We start from the raw sequence: 17287 nt of genomic DNA, 5'->3' as shown, positions 1-17287 counted from the left end.
GCTCCCAGAGTTTGTAAAATACGATCTCAAGGGCTGATATTTGAGGGGGGCTGGGGTGTGGGGGCGTGTCCTCTTTCCCCCTAATTTTAAATTCCTGATCTGATTGGTTAATGTTAGTATTATAATAGCCCCTCTTTTCAGTTGGGCTCAGCCCATCTTTAAAGTTGGGCAGTGCCCCACTTTTTGGTTGGGCTACCCCATCTGAAAAGTTGGGCTCAACTTCTGGGTTGGGCAGGGTATCGCTCTCAGATGCGTCCTCATTGCCCGTATACGCATCGTTTTCGGCCTCATTTGAAGCGCTAAGATCGAGCTGATGTGTTTCCTCGGGTTGGACTTCTGGAACCTCGTCTTGCGCTTCCTTTTGCTTCTGAGGCGTATTCTCTGGTGCCGGGGCGGGGGGAGTTTCCGTTGTGTCTGTATCAAAGTAAAGAAGATCAGCCTTTTCGCCGAGCGTGAAATACGCCATTGACCTGACGATATGCCGGCAGAGGAGTTTCTCCGTAACGAGCGTGTTCATGCGTCGCCGTATTACATCGTTCGTCTTTATACCCAGCAGCGGCATGCAATCGATCAGATGCTTGTAATCGATCCATGTATATGGTTTGCCATCATGCATGATCCGTAGGAGCTTTGCGTTCGGGGATGTGATGATATCGCGGCTATAGTCGAAGATCGCCATGTCCACAAGGTCGAGTTTTCCAGCCTCAAAGTGCGTTGCAATCGCTTTCTGGTTAATAAATATCGAGTATTTCATCCGACTACTCCCGATTGAGCCTCTGTATGCATCATGCGTGCTTCACGTGCCGGGCGGTACTGGGCGCAGAACGGAGCGGCCTTGCAGTATTCGCAGCGCTTGAATTTATTGCCTTCTACGAGATCCACACGGAACGTTTTCTTGCCTTTCGACTCACGCTCCATATACCGTGCGTATTCGACGGCTTCGGTGCCATCGGTGAAGTTCTTCATCGACCGAAGTGTCTTTGCCGTCGATTCGTTCCAATACACTTTGTATTCATCCGCTTGCGCCCAGCGAAACTTCTCACTGCATTCGGGGAGTTCCTCGTTGGGAAGACCGGCGGCCCGTTCTATCGCTTCGACCTTGGTATTTATCCAGTCGGATATCGGAAGTCCTTCGATCGTGGTGCCGAGATCGTGGTCAAGAACAAGCAGCGGGCATTGAGCGGTTGCTGAATGCGAATTGTTCCAGTCGCGAAGGATGAGAATGTTTCTAATATGCTTAACTTCAAATCCGATGCGATTAAGGAGCCAGGCATACGCAAGGAGCTGCGTCCGGAAGTCTTCGAAATCTGCATGCATAACCCGATACACGCTTGTAACCTTGAAGTCGTATAGAATGCCTTCCTCGCCGTCGAAGCAATCGAATTGGCCGGAAACGGATATCCCCGAGGGCGTCAGATACATGAGGCGTTCCTCGGTGATATCCGATGCGCCCTCGCCTTTCTGGAGGAAGTCGTGAACGGCGCTACCGAGGAATCGCCAGAGGCTTTCCGACACATCGGTTGTGATCTCATTGCGATGGCGTTGTTCGAGCACGACGGACTGCGGGCTCTTTATGAGCTGTGTCATGCTGTATTTTGAGTTCTTTGAATACCCATCAGCCATAAGTGCGCGGACAAGAATTCCGGGGAGATTGTTGATGTTTGTGTACTGCATGCTTTTATCCTTTGTTTTTATTAAAACGGCACTTCGTCGTCGTTGTATCCGTCATCGAGAACGTAATTTGATTCGGGCTGTTTTTCATCGAGCGGCAGCGATGCCTCGCTATGTGATTGATCGTGGCCGTTACCATTTGCCGCTGATGATGCAAGCACCGGTGACTTCTCATTAACGGCCGGTTGAAGGCTATCGACAACGGCTTTTCGGCGCATGAGTTTCACATTGCTTGCGAAGAACTCGACTTCATAATGCGTCACACCCTCCTTATCCGTCCAGATATTCTGCCGCGCTTCACCTTCAACGATCACAAGGTCGCCCTTGTTGATGAAGCTCGTAAAATATTCCGCCGTCTTTCCCCAGGCAATCCAGTTAAAGTAATGAGCCGATGTTTCGACACCGTTGTACAGATTCACTGCGAGCGCGAATTTGCAGAACGATCTCCCGTTTTTTGAGGTTTGGAGTTCAGCCTGCCGTGTCGGGCGGCCAGTCATAATCACCACATTCGTATCATTTGCCATCAGTTATTCCTCCTTGGCGTATTTCCATAAATAATGACCGACTTGGCCGTTTGCTTTTGTGCTATCTCCGGTTTCGATTCAGGGCCGCCGGAAATAGTGATAACCGTATCCGAAAGCGTTGCCGGATGATTCACCTTGCCAACGGAAAGTGCCCGCTCAATCTCAAGAAGGTATCCAGATGCGGTCCGATCATTCGGGCGGGCGATGTAATATTCTTTCGCTTTGAGAAGCGCTTCCTCGGTATGGTCAAACCATGATTTCCCGGCATTCTTGCCGATGGGGGCAATTTCATAATTGGGTTCAGGCGGAAGTGCGCCCTCGGAAAGCCATGCTTTCAATTCACGACCGAAATCTTCGCCCGGCTTTTCGATCATCTTGTCTTGATATTTTCCGGTGCGATCTTTTATCACCCTGCAAATATGGTCGGGAGATATTTCAAGCAGGAGGTCGAATTCGTATTCGATGCCTTTTCCCTGCTCAGGCGCAAGTCCTACCCGTACAGGCGCTTTCTTCCCGTTACCCGCATCCTCGATGCTCCATTCAGTTTTTGAGCGAATTGTGACAAGCACATGTCCGGGGAAACTTACTATCGCTTTGATGAACTTCCGTTGTTCAGGAGTACCTTCGCTCCATGCCGCGAAGGTATTTCCCTTGTATTTCACATTTGCGATTTTATTAACTTTCTCAAGAAGTATCTGCCATGCATGCGAAAGCGAATCGATAATGAGAATGTCGTATCCGGCCCGTGCCGCCTCGTTTATCGCCTCGATATATGAATCGATTGAGGTGTCGATAAGATCGAGCACATCGAATACGAAGCGGTCAGCGTACTTTGATAACGACCCGTGTTCGGTATCGATAGCCGCAATCCTGCCTCCTATGCCGGTGGCGATACGAAGCATTGTGTACGATTTCCCCGCACCCGACGTGCCGAAAATTGCGCACAAGAGTTTAACGAAGCTTTTAATTGCTCTCTTAAATTGCATCCATGTCCTCCTTATTCTTTTCATGTTCTGTTTTCAGTTGCAAGGTTGGCTTGTTGCATTTCTCCTTGACAGGAATTTGATATTCGCTGCGGTTATCTTCACATCGTCGCGCTGTTCATTTGAGCCGGCAATTGACTTTGAAGAAAGTGTTCCGCTTACGAGGACAAGCGAGCCTTTGGATAGTGTTTCTGCCGATCGCTCGGCGAGCGCGCCCCATGCCGCGATCTTGAAGAAGCTCACATCATCGATGATATTTTTATTTTGGAAGTAGTATCGATTGTTGGAGATCGTGAACCTGCACACGGATTTACCGCTCTTTGTTCGCTTTAATAGCGGTTTCGATGTAAGTCGCCCTTCAATAACAATAATGTTTGTTTGAGCATTCATCTGTAAATTACTCCTTGTCCCATTTTGCATTCTTATATTCTTCCGTCATCCGGACTAATTCATGTGCAAGATCGTTCTCGACATTTTCAAACGCTTTGAACAAGCGCGTTTTCGTAGCCCTGCCTTCGCTGCACTGATACATGAAGCATTGGATGTCTTTAAGTATTTGATATGTATCACGTGCCAGTACCGCTTTATATCGATGCGTATACGGCAACTTTCTGCCGTATCGTTCATTCATGGCGAATCGATTAAGGTTGTGCATGTGCCGCGCTAATTGTTCAGGATGATCGAACGCGGAATATCCAAGCTTCTTGATCGAATCTGAAATTATTCTTTCGGGTCCAAATTCATCATCGCTCAATAGTGCTGCGATGCGGTTGATAACGCTATCGTTCACAATGTATGCGCTCATCTCAATCCTCCGTGATCTTGAAATTGCCGACGGTGTTGCCGTTTTCATCCATGATCTTTCCATCATCCTCACCGCCGATTATTCTGATGGCGACGTTCTTAAGGGCGACAAGGATATCGTTGCGACTTTGCATCGCATCATTGCCAAGTTCGATCTGTAATCGGAATGTACCAGTCATAAACACCTCCTCAACAAATATTGAATCTGATATATTCTTTCGCGCACTCAGCGTATTGCTTCCGTTCTTTCTTGAGCCTTTTCCGAATCCATGAAAACATTGAATGGATATCATCTTTTGATTCCGCATCGTGCCGGGTTTCCCAAGCAGCCGACACGATGTCTTCATGTGTTGTGAAAAAATCGCCGCATCCATCCGTATCCAATGCCTCCCAAACAATGAATCGCTCGGCAAACTTAGAAGTTGAACCGCAGATGTAATCCCCATTCCGTGTCCAATCATGTCCTTGAAATCGTTTCGCAACTATTTCGTATACATGTCGTCCCATAGCACCTCCGTTGCATTTTATTATTTGTGGTATCAGCGTGCGCAGGTGGCGGGTGTGGAGAGGGAGTTGCCACCCGCCACCGATTGCGCGAACGCTGGTACACAAACACGGCATGCTACCGACATGCCATTGTCCTTGTGGGGAATCGAACCCCGCTTCGGCCTACCTAAGGACACCACCGGTCAAGATCTAATCGACCCTGCGACAATCGCGCTTATTCATATTTCATCAACGCTTGACAATATCCTTCCCTCCTGATATCGATAAACGGTTCGCCATATGGCTGCCATCCATCGGCTATGTCTTCTCTCACTTTTTCCGAAAGATCGCCGGCGGATACACCGGTTTCAATGAAATAGTCGACGATTTTCATTTCATTTGCCCATTCACGCCCAGGCGGTGTGCTATCGCGAGCGGATGGTATTCATTCATGCAGTTTCGTAATTGATCAACCGAAAGCGGAAGGCTCCATTGAATCAATCGCGACTGATTGCAGCCAAGGATGGCTCTGATGCGCTCAATCTGAGCGCCATGATCGTACAAATGTATGGCGACGCTGCGCCGCAGTTTGTGGCTGCTGATTTGTATTCCTGCCTTCTTTCCAACCGACTTGAAGAGGGAACGAACGGTGTTTTTCGTTATCGCTTTCATATTTTCTGTAACAAAAAATCGATCAGCCTTGCCCCGTCTCGCCGAATGACTTTCAAGATAGTCCCTGCTCACCGATGGGATGAGAAGCGGCACTACCCGGGAGCGCAGAGTGCAATCATCATGAACATAAACGACCTCCTTTCCCAAATCGATCTCACCAACCTTGAGATTGCATATTTCTCTCAGACGAAGCCCGGCAGCATACATGAAATGGGTAATCGAATACGCGAGTGGACTTTCTTTTCGCGCACAATCCAGTATGATCATGACCTCCTGCTCGGAATAATGATCAGGACGTGTCGTTTTTCGGTTTTTGCTTTTTACTCTGTTTCTCATGCTAGTTGCCCCTCTTTGTATTGGCTTCCGTGGCTTGGTCGTTTTCTTTACCTGCATCCTTGCTTTCTGTGCTTTTATTGCCGACGATCGCATATGGATGCAGCGTCTTCACTTTCTCACGCAATCGATCACATGAGGTATGCGTGTACAAAGCCGTTGTTGCAATGTTTGTATGCCCGAGCAGTTCCTTCAAGTCCCTGATATCCGTACCGTTTTGATACAAATGTGTGGCATACGAATGTCGAAGCGTATGCGGTGTGAACGTAACCCCGGTTTTCACCCGGATAGCCTTCGCGTAATACGCGACGTCCTGCTCGACAAATTTCTTTCCACGTTTTGTAAGAAAAAGAAAATCGCCGTCACCGTTCGGGTTAATGGTGCGGCGATAGAGAAGGTATGCTTCGATTTCCGAAATGCATACGATTGGGACAATACGATCCTTTCCGCCCTTGCCGCGGCGAACTATTATTGCCTCGTTAATCAGGTCGACGTTTTGTATGCAGAGGCTGCGCGCTTCGGCATTGCGTAGCCCGCATTCGTACATAATTCGGAACAGCATGTGTATCGTTGTTCCGTAAAACTTGGCACATTCAACGACGCGTATGGATTGTTCCGGCGTCAACACGTTGGGAATCTTTTCTTCGATTCGCGGAAGCCGAACATCTTCAAAGATCGCTGCAGCGGAAAAACCGCATCGGCGTTGTGCAAATCTGAGAAATGACTTTATGCCGCTAAGGCGTCGGCGAATGTATTTGTTGGATACCCCCGACTTATTCCACCCTACCTGTAATGAGCAGACGATCTCAAGAACATCGTCCGATTTAGCGCCGTAAAGCTTCTCCTCCCCGCCGATGAATTCGATGAACGCTTCCGCATCTCTCAGGTATACTTCGGCGGTTCCCCTGCTTCTTTCTGCGTGGGTGACGGCATAGAATTGTGTTAATAACGACATGTCTATGCCCCCCTTAATCCGTTTCGTTTCGATGCACGTTGCCATAGGTAGCTCCTTTTGAGGGTTAATTCCTCATACCTATAGGCAAAATTATAAGGATATATAAGGGTCGCCCTTTTGGGGCTCCGATTCTTCTGGAACAAACATGAATTCTTGTATAATTTACTTTCTGGAACAGAGCAGTTCTCTATGAATTTACCATGGAGAACAGGAATTGCAGCAGACCGGCTGTACCGACGCTTCATGCGCGGTAAAGATCGGCCAGCTGCTCAATATGCAGTTCATGATACTCGGCAATGTGGCCAAGCTCGGTTCACGGTACATCCTTACGATAGACATCGTCGATGTTGAGAAAGGGTCCATCATCGTGTCCCAGAAAGAGAACGTCGACGGGTTCGACAAGATCGTCGATATCACGCCGAAGATGACCACCACCGCGATACAGCGGATGAAGGAAGTGCTGCAGGGCTCGCTTCGCATGGAATGGAGCCCGCTCAAGACGACGCTCTTCATTTCCGGGCTGACCACGCTCGCCGCGGCCGGCACGCTCAACGTGCTCGGCGTGCTTCAGAGCAGCTGGGCGAACGATTATTTCAATACGGTCTACATGACGGAAACGGGAACACCCGCCGCAATATCCACGAAGTATTCCAATTATCAGGGGCAGATAACCGCCAGCACTATCGAATACATCATCGGCTGGTCGCTCTACGGTATTACCGCAGGCCTCGCCGTATGGTGGTTCCTTACGCCGGACATCCCCGTACGAAGCAAGGCCGGAAAGACCGCGCTTGTCCCGAGCGTATCGCCGGTATTCTCCTTCGCCGACGGATCGCCGAAACTCGACGGCGCAGCGGTGTCGTTCTCGATGAGCTGGTAACGCGGCAACGCGTTCCAAGGATCACGTATGAAATTCCCGCTTATCATCATCGCTGCAGGAATGGTTCTGTTTACCGCCTGCATTCCCGCGCTCAAGTCACGCGACAATCCATACGACCCTGCGGGAACAGTGGCATTCACTGCGGGAAAAACATGGGAGCAGGCAACTCCTTCAGCCGCTTTTTCGGTACGATGGTCTTTCGGTACGCTCGTATACAAGAGTAAAATGTGGATCATCGCCGGCTATACCGGCGGAACGTTTTACAATGACGTTTGGTATACATCGAACGGCACAAATTGGATATCTACGACGACTTCGGCGGCGTTCTCAACACGAAACGGTCATGCTGTTGCCGTTTTTAACGATAAGATGTGGGTGTCCGGCGGAGTGAACTCTGCCGGCAGCTATGTCAGCGACGTATGGTCTTCATCCGATGGAGATCTATGGACGGCAGCAACAGCGAATGCCGCGTTCGGGCAGCGAGCACGGCACTCCATGTGCGCGTTCAACGATCAGCTTTGGGTCATTGCTGGCGGACAAAGCCCTGCAAGCCCAAGCAATGATGTCTGGAGATCGGCTGATGGCGTTTCCTGGTACCCGGTAACCGTGAATGCACCATTCAGTGACCGCTGCTGGCAAAATGTCGTCGTATTCGATAATAAGATGTGGCTTGTCGGCGGCAGTTATAATTATGTTCCCAAGAACGATATCTGGTACACGTCTGACGGCACCAACTGGTCGCAGATAGTAGCCCCCGACTTTCTGCCGCGAGACCAGTTCGGGTTCGTACTTCATAAGAACCGGCTTGTTCTCATTGCAGGTCAGGCAAAAGCGACCGCGATACAAACGAACGATGTATGGTATTCGGCGAACGGCACGGATTGGACGCAACAGACCGACCGTGCGGAATTCCTTCAGCGCAGGCTGCATTGCGCGCTGTCTTTCCATGACGTCCTGTGGGTCATCGCCGGGAAGAACAATAATAACTTCGAAGCGAACGATGTTTGGTATTCAAAATAAATGCTCTGCAAGGAATGCACAAAAAAATGAAAAAAATCGGAACACTCATTGCACTATCAATAGCTGCGCTCGCAGGGATATCCTGCCTTCCGTCTCTGAAAGGTCATGAGAACCCGTATGACCCGAACGCGATATTTACCGCGGGGACAACGTGGCATAATGCGGTCGCATCCGCCCCGTTCGCCTGCAGATATTCCCACGGCTGTGCCGTATTCAAGAACAAGCTCTGGGTCATCGGCGGTGTTACGCAGAATCCGTATGGCTGGACAAACGATGTCTGGTATTCCGGTAACGGGACGAATTGGGTGCAGCTGAAAGTGAACCCCCCGTTCCATGCGCGTATGGATTTCGGCTGTACGGTATTTAACGACAAGCTGTGGGTGGTATGCGGCAACGCAGAAGGACAGTATTCGAACGATGTCTGGTCCTCTTCTGACGGTGACACGTGGGTGAATATGGCGCCGACATCGCCGCCGCCTCGGCGTATGCGCTTCGGCAATATTGCGGTATTCAAGAATAGAATGTGGATAGTCGGCGGATTGGATATCGTTGAGCAGACAAATGACGTATGGTCTTCAGCGGACGGCATAACGTGGACACGGCAGACCGCGAACGGCGGATTTCAGGCGCGGTACGATCATACCGTTTCGGTATTCGATGACAGACTGTGGATAGTCGGCGGCTTCAACGGAACGACGCCGCGCAACGATATATGGTATTCATCCAACGGCATCAATTGGACACAGATAACCGCCCCGGAATTCGGGCAGCATTGCTGGCATACGGCGCCGGTTCACAACAACCGCATCATGATAATCGGCGGGAGCTATAACGGCACCGGGCCGACGAATGATGTGTGGTATACATCGGGCGGCTCGACATGGACGGTCGCGACCGCGGGAGCTCAATTCCCACCGCGACTTGAGCATACCGCGGTATCGTTCAACGGCAGTGTGTGGCTCATTGGCGGACAGGTGAGTGACGGCGGTACAGTGTATACGAACGATATCTGGTATTCGGAATAAAAAATATAAAAGGATACAGCATGAAAAAGAAAGTCTACATCGCGCTTCTCGTCCTCACCATCCTCTTCACCCTTGCGGCGATATCCACCGTGATACCCGTGGTGGCCGCAAGCAAGGCGAATCTCATCGGGTATAAGTCCCATTGCAGTTTTATGCCGATAAGCACGCTCATCCTTCTCTTCTGCTCGGCGCTTGCCTGTACGCTCAGGGCGAAGAAATTCAAGTAAGCCACAGCACAAAGACACAGAGAAAAAACAAGGGAAAAAGCAAGAAAACCAATCAGTTCTCCGTGTCTCTGTGCCTCTAGCGAAGCGGGTGGCTGATTTTCTTTCTAAACTAACTGCATTGTCCCCCGACCGCTTCCCAACCGTAGCTTTGCCGCTGCGGGAAGGATTAGGGGTTATTCAATATCCGTTCCGGTAAGTCCCTCCCTGTCTTTTTTTGTCTTGTCAGTATCCCCTCCCCTGTACTATCCTGAGCGTACCCTATGAACGGGAGGACGGCTATGAGAAGACACTTTATCGGTATGGCTATCGCGGTCGTATCGGCCTTATCGTCACCGGCATTGTACAGCCAGGATTCAACGGCCCAAGCGATGGGAAAATCGAGCCACGGCCTTATTTTCGGCCTCATAAGCCAGAACGCCCTGGGGTTCTCCCTCGGGTATAATTGGCGCGACCTTTTAGTGAAATCGGCCGATCCCATAGGCATTAACCGCGGCGTCATTGTCGAATACAGCGGCAAGGGCCTCTACGGCAGACCGTATCTCAGCTTCTTCGCCGGCTCGGTGGGGCCGACGTTCGGGATAAGCACGCCTATCGGGACCGATATGCAGAAATTCATCCTGCGCCTTGCCCCGGAAGCCGGCCTCTCTATCGGCGGACTCCTTACGTTCTATTACGCCATGAACTTCAATGTGCTGCAGTCCTTTACGCTCGGGCATGAATTCGGCCTGAGGCTATACGTCATCCATTTCGGCTGATGATATTTTGTCCGTGCCCGAATCCTCACTTTAAGGTAAAAGCAACCACGAAGTCACGAAGGGCACCAAGGAAAATTGCTCAAAGGATCACCCTTTTTAGTTATCGTGCAATTTCGTTTACAAGAGTTAATTTCTGGGATTTTTTGTGTCTTGGAGCCTTTGTGGTGTTCTTTGCGTGATACTTTCGGCTGTGTATTTCGGTTGCGGACAACTCCGCGCTGTGATACAATGCCGCCTTCCGGCGGTAAACAATGACGTTCTTGATCTATCTGCTCCCGTTCCTCGCCGATGTGTGTGTCGGTATCTTCCTCTTCACGATGCCGGTGATAGCGTCCAATGCGGGCGCATCACCGCTCTACATCGCCGGATATCCGGTCATTTTCAGCATCTGCTATCTCGGCACATCGGTGCTCCTTTCTCGGCTGCGTGTTGACCGATCGACGAGCTTCCGTATCCTGCGTGTCACGATCGCCGTCATCATGGCGGTCGCCGCGGCGGCATTCGTCTTCCCGCTGCCGCATCTATTCTTCATCTATGCATTCGTTCTCGGCATCGTCTGCGCGCTTTATTTCGTCTCATTTCAGGTGCTCATGGACGCTGTTTCGAAGGATCAGCCGCTGTACTGCAATGTCAGTAATTACAATATTTCCTGGAGTTTAGGCCTCGGTGTCGGCCCGTTCATATCGGGGTCGGTATACCGGCTCGGGGCATCAGTCCCCTTTCTCTTCATTCTTCTCTGCGGCGCAGGCGTGCTCGTGCTCCTCGCGGTGGTAAAGAAGAGCCGCCTCAAGGAGATCCGTTCCGGCTGCGATAAGCCCGACCGGACGAGGGTAACGCCGAACATGCTGATACTCGGATGGGCGCTCATACTCATCGGGGCGTCGTCGGGGACATTCCTCCGCGTCATGTTCCCCGATCATGGTCTTAAGCTCGGGCTCGGTGAATTCACCGCCGGGGCGCTCGTGCTCGTATTCCTCGGCGTGCAGGCCGCAGTATCGTTCGGGATGCGGTACTGGTATACATTCATCGAAAAACACCGGCTTCTTCTGCCGGTCACGATCATTGCGGTCGGCGCATTCGTATTGATAGGATTTGCACGCTCGCTCCCGCTCCTTGTCCCGGCGTTCATCCTTGCCGGCGTATTCGGTGCGCTTGCGTTCTTCTATGCCATCTATTATTCGCTCGCTGATACGAAGCATTCGCTGCGCAATGTCAGCATCAATGAATCGCTTGTCGGGATAAGCGGCATACTCGCGCCGTTCGGCATGGGCGGCATCGCCACTGCGGTGAATTATTCAGCTGCTTTTACGGCGGTGGCAGTGTTTGTCGGCGTGATATTTCTCGCTGCGTTCTTATACTATATCCTCCGGCCCGCGATGAAAAAGCCCGCCCATAGATGAAAAGCGGCCAATGCCCTGGTACCGTCGACTGACGGGTATCGTTGCCATATATCGGCCGCCTTTGCTTCGCTTTGGATGTACATCACCCTCGTATCACCTTCGTTTCAGCTCCGTTCCTGATCCGTTCTGAAGTCGGCTTGGTCCCGCTCTGAACTAGGGAGACCAATCATGTTCTTGACTTTCAGGTATTCGTGATTATATTTATCGAGTTGCCAACGATGGCAATATTGAGAATATGGCAAATTTGAAAGATATAGCTGAAAAAGCAGGCGTTTCGATACGGACGGTGGCCCGAGTGCTGCAGGACCATCCCCATGTATCCGCGGACAAGCGCGCCCTTGTGAGAAAGACCGTCGCTCAACTCGGATACCGCCCGAACATGCTCGCACGCGCGCTGAAAACGCGACGGACCATGATGATAGGCGTCATATCGAGTTCGCTTGATACCGAGGTCATGTCGCGCAAGATATCGTCGATATGTACCGCGTTAAGCAGAGCGGGATACCGCACCACGCTCGGCCTCACGTACGGCGTCGCCGGGCGCATCGATCAGTTCATAGAGGATTTCTCTCAATTCTGCGACGGTATTGTTTTCGCCGGCTATTCACCGTCCGATACATCCCTCTGCACAATGGATATCCCCTTCGTGCTTGTCGATACCCGCCGCACGGAATATCCGTCCGTATTCATCGATCGCAAGGCGGGCGTCGTTCAAGCCTGCGATTCCCTCCGCGGAAAATATGAACGTTATGTGTTCCTCACACCGAACGCCGATGACGCCGAGGACCGCAGGGCTGCATTCGACACAAGCGTTGATGCCCTCGGCTCCGTCGAGAAACGCATCATCGTCACCGCCGAGTCAGGACTTCCCGGCGGATACAGCGCGGGGGATGATATCTCCGGCATGCAGCGTACCCTCGTCGTATGCTACAGCGACAAGACCGCCGTCGGCCTCCTCAAACGTCTCTATGAGCTCACGGCACGCATCCCGGAGGACATCGGCGTCATCGGTTTTGACGATGATGAATATCCGCGCTTTGCGTATAAGTCGCTGTCCACGGTCACGCAGCCGACAGGTGAACTCGCTGACGAAGCGGTCGCAGTGCTCACGCTCCGCATGAACGGCGAGGAAGCGGCGACCCGCACGGTAAAGACATCGTTCATTGCACGGGAATCAACGGGCAACACCCGAAAAAATAATTGACGAAGGAGCTTCCGATGGGTAAGAAAAAATACGTTCAGGTGGGATTGGGGGGCCGCGCACAGTTCTTCTATTTCGCGATATTCAGCACGTACAAGGACACGTCAGAGATAACCGCGTTCTGTGACATCAATCAGACACGGCTTGATTACGCCAACCGCCTCATCGGCGAGAAATTCGGCGCAAAGCCGGTGAAGACATACACCGCCGACCGCTTTGATGAGATGATAAAGACCGAAAAACCCGACTGCGTCATCGTAACGTCAATAGACCGTACGCATCATCACTACATCATTCGCGCAATGGAACTCGGCTGCGATGTGGTGAGCGAAAAGCCCATGACCATAGATGAGGAGAAATGCCAGGAGATACTTGATGCGGTCAAGCGCACCGGCAAAAAGCTCCGCGTTACGTTCAATTACCGCTATGCGCCGCATAACACGAAGATACGCGAGATAATTGCAGCGGACACCATCGGCGAGATATACTCCGTTCATTTCGAGTGGCTTCTCAATACCAAGCACGGCGCCGACTATTTCCGCCGCTGGCATCGCGACAAGCGCAATTCCGGCGGGCTGCTCGTGCATAAATCCACGCATCACTTCGACCTTGTGAATTTCTGGCTTAACACGAAGCCCGATACCGTGTTCGCCATGGGCGACCTCATGTTCTACGGACGCGCGAACGCCGAGCGCCGCGGCATGATGAAATTCCCGTACCGCACCACCGGCGCGGGTGACCCGAACGATCCATTTACACTCGACATGTCGAAAAACGAGCACCTGCGCGATCTTTATCTCAATGCCGAGAAGGACGACGGCTATGTCCGCGACCAGAACGTGTTCGGCGACAACATCAGCATCGAGGATACGATGGGCGTGATGGTGCGCTACAAGAACAAGGCGCTCCTCACCTACTCGCTCAATGCGTACATGCCGTGGGAGGGCTATCGCGTGAACTTCAACGGCTCCAAAGGCCGGCTGGAAGTGGCTGTGTACGAAACATCATACATCAATTCCGGCGGCGACAAAGCGAAGGAAGGCGCTGTTGAGAACAAGCACATATACGTATTCCCGATGCACGGCGAACCGTATACGGTGGATATCCCCACCGGCGAGGGCGGTCACGGCGGCGGCGATCCGGTGCTGCTCAATGATATTTTCGGCGTACCGGCGCATGATCCGTTCAATCGCGCGGCGAGCCATGTTGACGGCGCCATGTCGATACTCACCGGCATTGCGGGCAATCGCTCGCTGCGTACAGGGCTTCCGGTGAAAGTCGACGATCTTGTGAAATTCTGACGTATAGGAAGAGGAGATGCCCATGGCGAAGAAACGATATGCGGTATGCGGTGTGAGCAATCGCGGATTGAACATGTTCATCGGTCCCCTGCTCAGGGAATTCAGTGAACACGGCGAGATAGTCGGCCTTCTTGATATCGATGAAAAGCGTTTCGCCGTATGCACGGAGATGTATCCGGAGGCGAAAGGCATACCGACATTCACCGGCGAGGATGCATTCGATGCCATGGTGTCATCGACGAAGCCCGACACGGTCATCGTCTGCGGCATAGACCGAACGCATGTGACCTACATACTCAAAGCGCTCGCAAAGGATCTGCATGTCATCTCGGAAAAGCCGATGGTGACGACATCCGAGGACTGTCGGCGTGTGCTTGATGCCGAGAAAAAGAGCAAAGGGAACGTGACGGTCACCTTCAATGTACGTTACATCGCCGAATGCCGCGCGATAAAGGAAATGATACTCGCGGGCAAGATCGGGCGCATTACGCAAGTCGATCTTAATTGGTATATCGATACGCATCACGGCTCAAGCTATTTCCAGCGATGGAACCGCGAGCGGAAGAATTCCGGCGGTCTTTCGATACACAAATCGACGCATCACCTGGATATGGTCAACTGGTTCGTCGGACAGAACCCCCTCGAGGTGTTCTCCTACGGCGCGCGCAATTATTACGGCGCGGACGGCGAGCTCAATCCAAAAAAGGCCGACGGACGCCGCTGCGCCACCTGCGATGTGCGCACATCCTGCGCCTACTATATGCGCTGGCATGGACGGAGCGAGGGTGCTGCTCAGCCTGCGGACGATCACCTCGGCACGGTGAAGATAGCGTATACGGATTATCATCCCGACCGCTGTATCTTCGATCCATGCATCGATATCGAGGACACCTATGTCGCGTCGATACGCTACGACAAAGGCGCACTCTTCTCGTACAGCGTGAATTTCTCCACACCGTACGAAGGCTTCCGGCTTGCGATAAACGGCACGAAAGGGCGCATCGAATGGACGTTCTACGGTGCCGCATCGCGCATGCCGTTCACCGTCGATGCGGAATCCACGCTCGATTATATGCCGCTCTTTCACGGCGGGCGTGAGCGCATCGATGTGCTTAAGGGCGCGGGAAGCCACGGCGGCGCTGACCCGATACTTCGCGAAGACCTTTTCATCGGGCCGGACCCTGCCCGCGGCTACGAGATAATGTCCAACTCGCTTGCCGGCGCGCAGGCTGTCGCCATGGGCGAGGCGCTCTGGCGTTCCGCGAAGGAAAAACGTCCGATATCGATACCGGAATTGCTCGGTCTTAAGTAAAAAGGAGAGTCAATGAGAACATTCATTTTTGTCGCACTGACGGCATCGATGCTTGCAGGCTTCGATGTGAAGAACGCCATTGAAGACGCCGTATCGAACGGAATGCTGGCCATAACATTGCCTGCCGGACGCCATATCGTCACCGATACGGTGAATATCCGCGGCGCGAAAAACATCACTGTGGATGGACAGGGCTCGACAATAGTGTTCTCGCTCGCCGATCTTAACAAACAGGGATTCAAGATCGACAATTCGGAGAATATACGATTGAAGAATTTCTCCATCGACTATGATCCGCTCCCATTCACGCAGGGTACGATCACCGCGATGTCCGACGACGGGAAGTCTATCGATTTCAGGATACATGACGGATATCCGGATTATGCGGGACTGTTCATCGTTAAGCGTGCATATATATTCGACGCGAAAACACGGCGCTGGAAAACGGGCGTAGCCGACCTCTACCCGCGCGAAGCGAAAGCGTTAACGCCTCGGACGGGGCGCATCGTGCTCGGGACTGCGGAGCCGAACGTCACTGTGGGAGATCTCATCGCATTCACCACGCGGGCAGGGGCGGCGATCAACGCGTACTGGGCGAACGGCCTTCGTATCGAGGATGTGACGATATACACCGCGCCTTCGATCGCCGTCATCGTGCGTTTCCCCGCGGGTGAGGATAATTATTTCCGCTTCAACGTGCTGCGCGGAACGCGGCCCGCCGGGGCCAGCGAGGACAGGCTTCTGTCCACCGGGGCCGATGCGTTCAATTATGCGTACAGCCGCCGCGGGCCGGTGCTTGAGAACTGCGAATTCGAATTCATGGGCGACGACTCGGTGAACCTGCACGGAGTGACATTCCCGGTCTTTCAGAAGGATGATGCCCGTTCGTTCATCGCCCTGTTTCGGCGCGATCTCATCGGGCTTACGAACATCATTCGTGCCGGTGACCGCCTTCGCATGCTGCGCCGCGAGAATTTCGATATTCTTGATGAGGCACATATTGTTTCGATAGCGCATGCGCCGCAGGTACGTGAGTTCACCCGCGAGGAGGTGAAGGTGTTCTGGCCGTCTATGCCGGATTCGAAATATGCGTTCATGCGCATAACCGCGGATAAGGATATCGCAATGGACGATGCGGCGTTCTTCGATGTGCCGGCGGTGGCTGCAGAGAACTTCATCATCCGAAACTGCCGATTCCGCGACCACCGCGGACGCGGACTTCGAATCATGGCGTCCAAAGGCATAATAGAGAACAATATCATCGAGCGCATCAGTCAGAGCGCGATAGCGCTCGGTCCGGAGTACGAATACTGGCGTGAAGCGGGCTGGCCCGATAATGTCGTGATACGCGGCAATACGCTCCGCGACAACGGCTGGGGACGCTTTGCGCTCATGAGCGACTATTTCAGTCCGGGCGCCATTTCGCTCGGGTATCGACCGGAAAAGGCAGGTCTTTTTCCCTCCGCGATACGGAGCATCACGATAGAAAGCAATCTCATCGACGGCTCGACGGCAAGCGCTATCCATATCAATGCGGCGCGCGATGTCATCATACGCGGCAACCGTATCAAGCGTTCGAACAACGGGGATTGCCGTACGACGGGTTCGAAATATGGGCTGACGGCGGTATATGCGGTCGAAGTGCAGAACTCGGTCGATGTGCGCGTGGAAGGGAATCAGTTCAAAGACCCGGGCGCTTTCTGCGCCGGAGAGATACGCGGTGCGGGAGTGAAATGAT

General features: G+C 52.5%; 20 protein-coding genes. 10 read left to right on the top strand and 10 right to left on the bottom strand.

All coding sequences use genetic code 11. The features are described from left to right. The 10 genes from AABZ39_09040 to AABZ39_08995 all read right to left on the bottom strand — a co-directional run. A partial coding sequence (locus tag AABZ39_09040; protein MEK6794909.1) for a hypothetical protein occupies positions 1 to 754 on the bottom strand: 754 nt, incomplete at its 3' end. Next, positions 751 to 1674, bottom strand: a complete 924-nt coding sequence (locus AABZ39_09035) for a hypothetical protein (protein MEK6794908.1) — start codon at positions 1672 to 1674, stop codon at positions 751 to 753. The genes AABZ39_09040 and AABZ39_09035, both read right to left, overlap by 4 nt. A 20-nt stretch (positions 1675 to 1694) precedes the next feature. After that, positions 1695 to 2195: a single-stranded DNA-binding protein gene (locus AABZ39_09030; GenBank protein ID MEK6794907.1), complete on the bottom strand. Its 501-nt coding sequence runs from the start codon at positions 2193 to 2195 to the stop codon at positions 1695 to 1697. Further along, the gene (locus AABZ39_09025) at positions 2195 to 3181 is read right to left on the bottom strand and encodes an ATP-binding protein (protein ID MEK6794906.1); all 987 of its coding nucleotides are present in this window, start codon (positions 3179 to 3181) and stop codon (positions 2195 to 2197) included. Before AABZ39_09025 ends, AABZ39_09030 begins: the two co-directional genes overlap by 1 nt. Before the next feature lie 33 nt (positions 3182 to 3214). Next, entirely contained in the window at positions 3215 to 3568 is a 354-nt protein-coding gene (locus AABZ39_09020; protein ID MEK6794905.1) for a single-stranded DNA-binding protein, read from the bottom strand. Positions 3569 to 3575: 7 nt separating this feature from the next. After that, positions 3576 to 3983, bottom strand: a complete 408-nt coding sequence (locus AABZ39_09015; GenBank protein ID MEK6794904.1) for a hypothetical protein — start codon at positions 3981 to 3983, stop codon at positions 3576 to 3578. 1 nt (position 3984) lies between these two features. Further along, positions 3985 to 4161: a hypothetical protein gene (locus tag AABZ39_09010; GenBank protein ID MEK6794903.1), complete on the bottom strand. Its 177-nt coding sequence runs from the start codon at positions 4159 to 4161 to the stop codon at positions 3985 to 3987. Positions 4162 to 4171: 10 nt separating this feature from the next. Continuing rightward, positions 4172 to 4489 (bottom strand): hypothetical protein, encoded by a 318-nt coding sequence (locus tag AABZ39_09005; protein MEK6794902.1) that lies wholly within the window; start codon positions 4487 to 4489, stop codon positions 4172 to 4174. Positions 4490 to 4858: 369 nt separating this feature from the next. Then, on the bottom strand, positions 4859 to 5476 hold the full coding sequence (locus AABZ39_09000) for a tyrosine-type recombinase/integrase (GenBank protein MEK6794901.1): 618 nt from the start codon (positions 5474 to 5476) through the stop codon (positions 4859 to 4861). A 1-nt stretch (position 5477) separates the two neighbouring features. After that, positions 5478 to 6473 carry a tyrosine-type recombinase/integrase gene (locus tag AABZ39_08995; GenBank protein ID MEK6794900.1) on the bottom strand — a complete coding sequence of 332 codons (996 nt, stop codon included), beginning with the start codon at positions 6471 to 6473 and terminating at the stop codon, positions 5478 to 5480. Between the two features lie 169 nt (positions 6474 to 6642). Between AABZ39_08995 and AABZ39_08990 the strand changes: the two genes are divergently transcribed. From AABZ39_08990 to AABZ39_08945, 10 genes are all read left to right on the top strand, one after another. Beyond that, positions 6643 to 7308, top strand: coding sequence for a hypothetical protein (locus tag AABZ39_08990; protein ID MEK6794899.1), 666 nt, complete (start codon positions 6643 to 6645; stop codon positions 7306 to 7308). A gap of 27 nt (positions 7309 to 7335) precedes the next feature. Continuing rightward, positions 7336 to 8328 (top strand): hypothetical protein, encoded by a 993-nt coding sequence (locus AABZ39_08985; GenBank protein MEK6794898.1) that lies wholly within the window; start codon positions 7336 to 7338, stop codon positions 8326 to 8328. Between the two features lie 26 nt (positions 8329 to 8354). Next, positions 8355 to 9353: a kelch repeat-containing protein gene (locus tag AABZ39_08980; protein ID MEK6794897.1), complete on the top strand. Its 999-nt coding sequence runs from the start codon at positions 8355 to 8357 to the stop codon at positions 9351 to 9353. A gap of 20 nt (positions 9354 to 9373) precedes the next feature. After that, a complete protein-coding gene (locus AABZ39_08975) occupies positions 9374 to 9580 on the top strand; it encodes a hypothetical protein (protein ID MEK6794896.1) in 207 nt (68 codons plus the stop codon). Positions 9581 to 9858: 278 nt separating this feature from the next. After that, positions 9859 to 10335: a hypothetical protein gene (locus AABZ39_08970; protein ID MEK6794895.1), complete on the top strand. Its 477-nt coding sequence runs from the start codon at positions 9859 to 9861 to the stop codon at positions 10333 to 10335. Positions 10336 to 10586: 251 nt separating this feature from the next. Beyond that, positions 10587 to 11735 (top strand): MFS transporter, encoded by a 1149-nt coding sequence (locus AABZ39_08965; GenBank protein MEK6794894.1) that lies wholly within the window; start codon positions 10587 to 10589, stop codon positions 11733 to 11735. 235 nt (positions 11736 to 11970) lie between these two features. Beyond that, the gene (locus AABZ39_08960) at positions 11971 to 12939 is read left to right on the top strand and encodes a LacI family DNA-binding transcriptional regulator (GenBank protein MEK6794893.1); all 969 of its coding nucleotides are present in this window, start codon (positions 11971 to 11973) and stop codon (positions 12937 to 12939) included. Positions 12940 to 12953: 14 nt separating this feature from the next. Further along, complete coding sequence (locus AABZ39_08955; GenBank protein MEK6794892.1) at positions 12954 to 14237, top strand: Gfo/Idh/MocA family oxidoreductase; 1284 nt, start codon at positions 12954 to 12956, stop codon at positions 14235 to 14237. Between the two features lie 22 nt (positions 14238 to 14259). Continuing rightward, entirely contained in the window at positions 14260 to 15549 is a 1290-nt protein-coding gene (locus AABZ39_08950) for a Gfo/Idh/MocA family oxidoreductase (GenBank protein ID MEK6794891.1), read from the top strand. A 12-nt stretch (positions 15550 to 15561) separates the two neighbouring features. Continuing rightward, positions 15562 to 17286, top strand: coding sequence for a right-handed parallel beta-helix repeat-containing protein (locus tag AABZ39_08945; protein MEK6794890.1), 1725 nt, complete (start codon positions 15562 to 15564; stop codon positions 17284 to 17286). Position 17287: the final 1 nt, after the last annotated feature.

The sequence above is a fragment of the Spirochaetota bacterium genome (assembly GCA_038043445.1).
Taxonomy (GTDB): Bacteria; Spirochaetota; Brachyspiria; order Brachyspirales; family JACRPF01; genus JBBTBY01.
Note: the sequence above shows the minus strand (reverse complement) of the source record. Positions and strands in the feature narration are given on the sequence as shown.

Bases quoted from the DNA above. Each gene is read 5' to 3' on its own strand.
- AABZ39_08980 (MEK6794897.1), top strand. From the start codon at position 8,355: ATGAAAAAAATCGGAACACTCATTGCACTATCAATAGCTGCGCTCGCA.
- AABZ39_08995 (MEK6794900.1), bottom strand. From the start codon at position 6,473: ATGGCAACGTGCATCGAAACGAAACGGATTAAGGGGGGCATAGACATG.
- AABZ39_09020 (MEK6794905.1), bottom strand. From the start codon at position 3,568: ATGAATGCTCAAACAAACATTATTGTTATTGAAGGGCGACTTACATCG.
- AABZ39_08965 (MEK6794894.1), top strand. From the start codon at position 10,587: ATGACGTTCTTGATCTATCTGCTCCCGTTCCTCGCCGATGTGTGTGTC.
- AABZ39_09000 (MEK6794901.1), bottom strand. From the start codon at position 5,476: ATGAGAAACAGAGTAAAAAGCAAAAACCGAAAAACGACACGTCCTGAT.
- AABZ39_08970 (MEK6794895.1), top strand. From the start codon at position 9,859: ATGAGAAGACACTTTATCGGTATGGCTATCGCGGTCGTATCGGCCTTA.
- AABZ39_09015 (MEK6794904.1), bottom strand. From the start codon at position 3,983: ATGAGCGCATACATTGTGAACGATAGCGTTATCAACCGCATCGCAGCA.
- AABZ39_08945 (MEK6794890.1), top strand. From the start codon at position 15,562: ATGAGAACATTCATTTTTGTCGCACTGACGGCATCGATGCTTGCAGGC.
- AABZ39_09025 (MEK6794906.1), bottom strand. From the start codon at position 3,181: ATGCAATTTAAGAGAGCAATTAAAAGCTTCGTTAAACTCTTGTGCGCA.
- AABZ39_08985 (MEK6794898.1), top strand. From the start codon at position 7,336: ATGAAATTCCCGCTTATCATCATCGCTGCAGGAATGGTTCTGTTTACC.
- AABZ39_09030 (MEK6794907.1), bottom strand. From the start codon at position 2,195: ATGGCAAATGATACGAATGTGGTGATTATGACTGGCCGCCCGACACGG.
- AABZ39_08950 (MEK6794891.1), top strand. From the start codon at position 14,260: ATGGCGAAGAAACGATATGCGGTATGCGGTGTGAGCAATCGCGGATTG.
- AABZ39_09035 (MEK6794908.1), bottom strand. From the start codon at position 1,674: ATGCAGTACACAAACATCAACAATCTCCCCGGAATTCTTGTCCGCGCA.
- AABZ39_08960 (MEK6794893.1), top strand. From the start codon at position 11,971: ATGGCAAATTTGAAAGATATAGCTGAAAAAGCAGGCGTTTCGATACGG.
- AABZ39_09010 (MEK6794903.1), bottom strand. From the start codon at position 4,161: ATGACTGGTACATTCCGATTACAGATCGAACTTGGCAATGATGCGATG.
- AABZ39_08975 (MEK6794896.1), top strand. From the start codon at position 9,374: ATGAAAAAGAAAGTCTACATCGCGCTTCTCGTCCTCACCATCCTCTTC.
- AABZ39_09005 (MEK6794902.1), bottom strand. From the start codon at position 4,489: ATGGGACGACATGTATACGAAATAGTTGCGAAACGATTTCAAGGACAT.
- AABZ39_08955 (MEK6794892.1), top strand. From the start codon at position 12,954: ATGGGTAAGAAAAAATACGTTCAGGTGGGATTGGGGGGCCGCGCACAG.